The 7130-nt window shown below is 63.8% G+C and carries 6 protein-coding genes and 1 pseudogene; 4 read left to right on the forward strand and 3 right to left on the reverse strand.

All coding sequences use genetic code 11. The features are described from left to right. Positions 1 to 194: 194 nt before the first annotated feature. Positions 195 to 950, reverse strand: coding sequence for an ArsR/SmtB family transcription factor (locus V6M49_RS13665; protein WP_332761419.1), 756 nt, complete (start codon positions 948 to 950; stop codon positions 195 to 197). 118 nt (positions 951 to 1068) lie between these two features. Between V6M49_RS13665 and V6M49_RS13670 the strand changes: the two are divergent. Both V6M49_RS13670 and V6M49_RS13675 read left to right on the forward strand, forming a co-directional pair. Beyond that, a pseudogene (locus tag V6M49_RS13670) lies at positions 1069 to 1739 on the forward strand (hypothetical protein). A 138-nt stretch (positions 1740 to 1877) separates the two neighbouring features. Then, a complete protein-coding gene (locus V6M49_RS13675) occupies positions 1878 to 2309 on the forward strand; it encodes an ester cyclase (RefSeq protein ID WP_332761421.1) in 432 nt (143 codons plus the stop codon). A 151-nt stretch (positions 2310 to 2460) separates the two neighbouring features. Here the strand turns inward: V6M49_RS13675 and V6M49_RS13680 are convergent, their stop codons facing one another. Continuing rightward, a complete protein-coding gene (locus tag V6M49_RS13680) occupies positions 2461 to 3066 on the reverse strand; it encodes a hypothetical protein (protein ID WP_332761423.1) in 606 nt (201 codons plus the stop codon). Between the two features lie 320 nt (positions 3067 to 3386). On the opposite strand from V6M49_RS13680, the gene V6M49_RS13685 reads away from it, so the two are divergent. Continuing rightward, positions 3387 to 4331, forward strand: coding sequence for a DUF4190 domain-containing protein (locus V6M49_RS13685; RefSeq protein ID WP_332761425.1), 945 nt, complete (start codon positions 3387 to 3389; stop codon positions 4329 to 4331). 52 nt (positions 4332 to 4383) lie between these two features. Further along, entirely contained in the window at positions 4384 to 5745 is a 1362-nt protein-coding gene (locus tag V6M49_RS13690) for an MFS transporter (protein ID WP_332761427.1), read from the forward strand. Between the two features lie 16 nt (positions 5746 to 5761). Here V6M49_RS13690 and V6M49_RS13695 read toward each other — a convergent pair. After that, a partial coding sequence (locus tag V6M49_RS13695; RefSeq protein ID WP_442959733.1) for a permease prefix domain 1-containing protein occupies positions 5762 to 7130 on the reverse strand: 1369 nt, incomplete at its 5' end.

Here is a 7130-nt window from a genome sequence, read left to right on the forward strand (position 1 = left end):
GGGTCGATGCCCAGCGTGGATTCGGACAGAGCCGCCCGCGAACTGGTGGCAACCCAGGACGATAACCCCATGCTGGACATGGACACGCTGCCCTTCGGCGCCAGCTATGAGGCCGCCAAAGCGGCACACGCGGCACCTGAAAAGTAGCGCGGGGAGTACGACGGCGGCGCCCGGGTTGGGTGCCGCCGGTCGCCTCAGGTGTACATGAGTGAGCCGGGGGTGGTGAGCTTTTCGCCGGTTTCCAGCCAGGTCTTGAGGCCGGAGAGGATCATCGGCCAGCCGCCGTAGAGCTGGTCGTTGGCACCTTCGCGGAGCTGGTCGTGGGTGACGGTGAGGTGGCAGGAATCGCCCACGGGTTCGATCTCCCAGGTGATGCGTGAGGTGCCTTCGGCCTTCACGTCCTCGCCCCAAAGCGCAGTCATGGTCTGAACGAGGCGGCGTGGGGGATCGACTTCGATGTTTTCGCCTTCGCCCAGGAGCGCGCCGTCGGCCTTCGGGTTGCCCATCTCGAAGCGGCTGCCCGTGGTCCAGTCCGATTTGATGCTGTTGCCGAACTGGTACTTGCTGCGGATATCGCTGTCCGTGATGGCTTCCCAGAGCCGCTCCGGAGTGGTCTTGATGTAGATTTCGAAGATCTTTTCCATGGGACTTTCCAATCTGGTTTTGAGGTCGCTGAGTGCAGCGGCCCATGGTTGTGCATACTTGCTGACCCAGCGGTCGTGGACCAGGCGGATGGGCACCGGATTGAGGAAATGGAGTTTCTCGCGACCCCGACGGCGGGTGACCACCAGGCCGGCTTCCTCCAGCAGCTTGAGGTGCTTCATGACCCCATAACGGGTCATCTCGAAGCGGGCCTCGAGTGCATGGAGGGTCTGCCCGTCCTCCCGGAAGAGCTCATCGAGCAGGTCCCGGCGGGTGGGGTCGGCGAGGGCCTTGAATACGGCGTCCACAGTTCAAGGATAGGTGACCATTTAGTCACATGTCAACGGGTTTTGGATGCCGTTCCCACGAAGACCTGACCCCGGGAGATGCGTTTCAGTGGGCGCGCTCAGGTGGGACGATGAATCCGTGGATCAATTCTTTGACTTCCTTCGCCACTACTGGTGGCTCGTCTTCCCTCTCAGCGGAATGGCCGGAGGGTGGGTAAGGCAGTGGTCCAAGGCCAGCGAACGCCGGCACCGTCGCCGTCTGGAGCTGTACAAGCTCAAGAACCAGGCGGTGCAGGCGGAACAAGCCAGCCAGGCCCAGGTCGCTGCCCTGATGGCAGCGCACGACGCCGTGAACCGGCGGTGGCTGGACTACGAGCTTGACGTGGGAAAACTCATCGACTTTCCCGTCATGACGGACGTGCGCGAACCTCTCACCGTCGCCTTCCTTCGGGCCAAGCGCGAGGCGGACGGTTTGCGGCCGGCCAAGCCGGAGGAGATTACGACGGCGGCCCGGCTGGCGGAATACCGGGCGGCCGTGCATAGCTTCGAGCTGGCGTTCGACGTTGCCGAGCGGGAAGCCAAGCGGATCAAGGACAGCAACTCACGGGGCCCGAACGCCAGCGGCTGGCAACGGCCAGGAAGCTGCTCAACATCGCCTCGGACAACGCGGCGACACCTGCCGAACGGCAGACCGCGTACAAGCGCGCCCGGCGCGAGCTGGACGGTCTCATCGTCCTGCCCGAGGCCACGGTGGCTGCGCTGGAAGTAAAGATTGCCGGCGAACTGAACGCACCACACGCCCCGGAGTAAGGGAGTGCGACGGCGGTACCAGGGTTGGTTGCGGGCGCCATCCGGCTGACGTGCGCCCAGGTAGCAACTAACCATTGACTACGGGTTCCAGCGGTCTAGCATGAGGCGCATCAGGACATTTCAAGGAGGAGATGTGTGATGTCACGCGCAGAAGTAGAGCAGCTTGACGACCGCGGAATGGCGGCCTGGGACCAGCACGATACGGCGGCGTTCGCCGAACTGCTGGCCGATGATTTCACCTTTACGGATGTAATGGCCCCCGAGCCGTTCCGCACGCGGGAGCAGGTCCGGGCCTACATGGACACCTGGTTCATGGCGTTTCCGGATATGCGCGTCAGGACCACCCGGCGGGTGGTCAGTGATGACGAGGTGGCGGCGGAAGTGGAGTTCACCGGCACGAACACCGGGCCGATGCGGATGGGGGACCAGGAAATTCCGGCCACGGGCAAATCCGTAGTGGGAACAGGAACCTATTTCGTCTCTGTCACCGACGGAAAGATCACCTCGTTCCGCGCCCACCCGGATGTTGCCTCACTGATGGGGCAGCTTGGGCTGATGCCCGGGATGTGACCGGGGCACGAGGCTGGCCAGCGCCGGCGCCCAGGGGGTGGTGAGCGGAGAAAGTACGACGGCGGCGTCCTGGTTGGGTGGCGCCCGTCGCCTGCAAAAGAACGTCGGGGCAGTCCTCTACCCCGACGTTCTTCGCGTTGTGTCCGTGGGGCTACTTCGCGCTGGCAGTTCCTGAGCACGATGCCATGGCAGCCGTGCCGGAGCCGCTGTTCTTGGAGACGCTTGCACCGTCAACCAGGATTTCGCACGTAACCGAAGTGGCAGCACTGAAGTCACCCGTAACGCTCAGAGTGCTAAAGCTGAGCCCCGTTGCCGTGATTTCCTTCTTCCAGTCCGCCGCAATGTCCTCGTTTGATGATCCATCACCATTCCAGTAGCTGACCTTGGCAGGACCTGACGTGGTGACGACGTACTCGATCTTGTGTTCCTTGTTCAGAGCCTCGCTGACGCCGTTCGCGGCGGCGGCAACGATCGCCGTGACAATGATGGCCACGATGATCGAAATCGCGCCCAAGACCAGGCCAGTAATGGAAGTGCCCTTCTTGGTGAATTTGCGCGTCAGACCGATACCGCCAAAAATCAGTGCGAGCGGGCCCAAAATGAACGCGACGAATCCCAGAATGGGAATGATTGAAAAGACGATGGCAACGATGCCGAGAACCAATGCCGTGGTTCCGAATCCGTTACCCTTCAGGGGCTGGTTGTAATTCGGGTCCACGGGAACTTGGGCAACGGGTGGGGAATACGGTTCAGTCATGACTTTCCTTTGTTTGATGCGATGCGGGTGATGCCGCCGTCGACAAATTCAGGAGGGTTGACAGGTGAATGCTCGTTCCCCCCAAGCAACGGCGATCTCAGTGTATGTAAATGTAGAGCCAAGCTCTGACACTTTGGGGTACCAAACTGAATTGTGTCGATTTGGCCTGTGGTGACGACCAAACAGGCGCGCGAGTTCACTGAGGTCCAACCGTGAAGAAATTGCGTGGCCAGCTTTTACACCTAGAAAGGGCGGTCCGGGATATGCTCCGGGAACGGGCCGAAATGGGGGCTCATTTCTGCTGAGGTCCAGGGGGAAGTTTGAAAATCTACAACTCGCCGAAAAATTGGCCGTCGCCGCCTCAGGGCTGGCAACCGCACGAGAACTGGCACCCAGATCCGGCATGGGGTCCAGCTCCTCCAGGGCATGAATTCTGGATTGATGTTCCGGGAACGAGCTCGTCCCCGGAACCGCGTGGGAAGACGTTGACAACTACCGCGTTGGTGCTTGCCGCTGTTGCGATCGTCTTGTGTTGGATTCCGATTCTCAATATCTTGAGTTTCTTCTTGGGTCTCGCTGCCGTGGTCATGGCAGTCATTGCCTTGGTGGGCGCGCGACGTACCGGAACTTCCGTGCAAGGCATGACCATAGCCGCCCTCGCAATCGGAGGAATATCCCTGGTCGGCGTCATTGTGACGCTGTCGGCGTACTCGTCGGGGACCAAAGAAAATACCAACGCAAGCGCTGGCTTGAACACCACACAATCCGCCACTCCGTTCGCCAGCCCCACTCCGTCCACGGCTCCAAGCCCCGAGGCAACCGCTGCCATGGACGGGTCGGCAGCGAAGCCGCATCCCCTTGGGACGTCAGCCGTTGTAGGCAACGAATATCAAGTCGCGGTTCTTGGAGTGAAGCTCAACGCCACTGAAGAAGTCGTTTCCAACAACATGTTTAACGACCCCCCAGAAGGAACGTATGTCCTGGTCGACCTCACGGTGACCTACGCAGGGGCTGACGAGGGAACCCCATGGATCGACCTATCGCCGACCTTCGTAGGCACAGATGCCCGACAATACGATGCCGGCTCGTGCGGCGCCTCTTTGAAAAATGGGGCGATGCATGTACCGACGCTGGAAAAGGGCGGTCAGGCAAGTTATCAAGTCTGCATGGATGTGCCTGTAGGGGCGATAGAAGGAGGCAAGATTTTCATCCAGAAGAGTTTCTCCATGAATAGCAAAGCCAGGACCTACTGGGGGCTGAAGTAACGCTCTTGCGTAGGTTCGTGACCCAAGGCAACGATGCACCAGACTTAGGGGCGTGACGAACAAACCCCGTCCCGGCCTCGCGATCGCCGCGCTCAGCCTCGGCACCTCCCTGAACCCGCTGAACTCGTCCATGATCGCCGTCGCGCTGGTGGTTCTGCGGGAGGATTTCGCGCTCGACGTCGCCACCGTCACCTGGGTGATCACGTCGTTCTACCTCGCGTCCGCAGCCGGGCAGCCGCTCATGGGCAGGCTCGCGGACCGCTTCGGGCCGCGCCGCCTGTTCACGTTCGGGATGGCCCTGGTGGCGGTGACGTGTGCGCTGGCTCCGTTTGCGCCCAACTTCGCGCTGGTCTGTGTAGCCCGAGCGCTTATGGCGGTGGGGACGGCGACGGCGTACCCGTCCGCCGTCGTGATGGTCACCGAACTGAGCCGGCTGGCGAAGCTGCCGTCCACCCGACCGCTTGGCCGGATCCAGATGGCGAACACGTCCGCGGCCGCGGTGGGACCCGTCGTCGGCGGTTTGCTGGTGAGCCTGCTGGGCTGGCAGGCGCTGTTCGCCGTGAACGTGCCGCTCGCGCTGCTGGCGCTGATTGTGGTGCACCGGGCGGCGCCGGCCGATGCCGGACGCGAAACCGGGAAGCTCTCCACCCTGATCCGTGACTCCGACATCCCCGGCATCCTGGCCTTCGTCACCTCGCTGATGCTCGCGATGATGGCGCTGCTGAACGTGATGCCGGGATACCGCTGGTGGCTCCTGGGCGCGGCGACCGTCATTGCCGCGCTGTTCGCGTGGCGGGAGCTGCGCTTCCGTCCGCCGTTCCTGGACTTGCGGCTGCTCGGCCGGAACCGGCCGCTGCTGCTGGTGTATCTGGTGTTCGTCGTCTTTAGCGGCGTCTATTACTTTGCGTTCTTCGGCCTGCCGCAGCTGCTGCAGGAGGCGGGACATTACGACGCCGGGCTGGTGGGCCTGCTGATGTTTCCCTTGGCGGCGATGTCCGTGCTGGTCACCCCGGTGACGGTGCGGCTGATTGAGCGGTTCGGCGTGCGTTCGGTGTTGATCGCCGGTGCGCTGATCCTGCTGGTTGCCTCGGGCGGGCTGGGGGCGTTGACGTTGTCCCTGTGGCCGCCCTTGGTGTTTGTGCTGACCGCGTTGCTGGGTGTGCCGTACGGGGTGGTGAGCACGGCGTCGAACCAGGGCCTGTACGTGTCCGCCCGGCCGGAGGAAAGGGGAGTGGCAGCCGGCATTTTCCAGACCTGCCGCTACCTTGGCGCTATCGCGGCGACGGTGCTGATCGGTGTGCTGTACGGGCCGGGCGTGAACCAGGCGAACTGGGGGCTGATGGTTCTGGTGATGCTGGGGCTGGGCGCCGTGGTGCTGGGGTTGTCGGTGGCGTGGAAGCGGAAGGGCGTTTAGGTGTGTTCGTGCTGATTCATGAGAAGCCGAAGACCAGCGGGAAGACCACAACCACCATCGCGGCCCAGGCCCCATAGACCGGCAGGTACCGCGTCTGCCAGCGCTCGAGCTGTGAGAAAGAGCGTCGGCGCCGCAGGAATCCGAGGGCGAGCCAGGCCGCCCGGACCAGGTGCACCAGCAGCAGGAGGTTCAGGCCGAGGGCGGCGACCTTGTTGGGGCTGAAACCGAATTCGGCAATGCGGGTCAGCATCGCGGTCAGCATCACGGCGTCCACCGCGAGGGCCGCGACCACAAGCACCAGCTGCAGCGCATCCGCCAGCCTCGGCGGTGCGAGCGGATCGCGGGCGGAAATCGAGTAGAGCAGCAGGCACAGGACCAGCACGAGGATCGCGTCCATGAGGATCAGCAGGTCCCGGTTGACGTCGGTGAGTCCGCCGGCAGCCGCGAATACGCCCAGGAGGGTCAGCAGCATGATGATCGTCAGGGGCGTGAACACCCGCGTGAGGACGGGGGCGATGTTCTCGACGACGTTCTGCTTGGCCTCGACGAGCCACGCGGCGACGATGAGTGCCCCCGGCATCGCGAAAGGCAGGATCCACTCCGCCAGGATGGGCTCCAGATCGACGCCGACAACCTGCAGGGCCGCGAACGTGAGCCCCACCAGGACCGCGCCGCCCAGCGCCAGGAGCGTGTAGTAGATCGCGAGCTCACCGGTGAACCGGGCGAAGTCCATGCGCCGGCTGTCGGAACGCCACCTCCCTCCGGCATACGCCACCCCGGCCAGCAGCCACAGGGCGATGGGGGCGTGCAGGATGGCGAGAAGCTCGGTGGAACCGCCGGCGGCGAAGGGGTAGACGTTGACAACCACCGCCAGCGCGGCGAAGGGGACGAGCAGCATCGCCGCTACGCGCGGCGTGAGCCGGCGGGTCCACACGAAGTAGCCGGCGAGGAACGGGAAGACCAACAGGCCGAGGTTGCGCGCCTGGGCTGGGCCGTCGTCGAGCCATGCCAGTCCGGCCTTGACCGCAATGCCAGCCCCGACGGCGAACGCGAGAACCACCGCCAGCTCGCGCCACGGTGGCGCCCCGCCGTCGTCGGAGCTTTCCGGGACGAGTACGAGCTGCTTCCAGAGCCGCTCGGAGTGCTCGCGGGCAAACTCGCGCGAGACGGCGTCCAGGTTGCCCAGGCGCTTGATCGCGACGAGGAACGCTTCCTCGTCATCGAGCCCGGTCGCTTGGTGGTCGGCGATCTGCCCGCGCAGGTGGTCCTCCAGCTCGTCGATGTCGGCGGCGGAGATCGCCTGGCGGCGCTGGACGTATCCGCGCCACTGTTCGATCTGGGCCTCCAGTTCCGCGTGCGGCTCCATCATGCCCATCCCGCGGCCG

Origin of the sequence: Pseudarthrobacter sp. (assembly GCF_036675385.1) — a bacterium.
Taxonomy (GTDB): Bacteria; Actinomycetota; Actinomycetes; order Actinomycetales; family Micrococcaceae; genus Arthrobacter.

What these genes read in the sequence shown, in the direction of transcription:
- V6M49_RS13675 (WP_332761421.1), top strand. Translation starts at nt 1,878, where the DNA reads ATGTCACGCGCAGAAGTAGAGCAGCTTGACGACCGCGGAATGGCGGCC.
- V6M49_RS13680 (WP_332761423.1), bottom strand. Translation starts at nt 3,066, where the DNA reads ATGACTGAACCGTATTCCCCACCCGTTGCCCAAGTTCCCGTGGACCCG.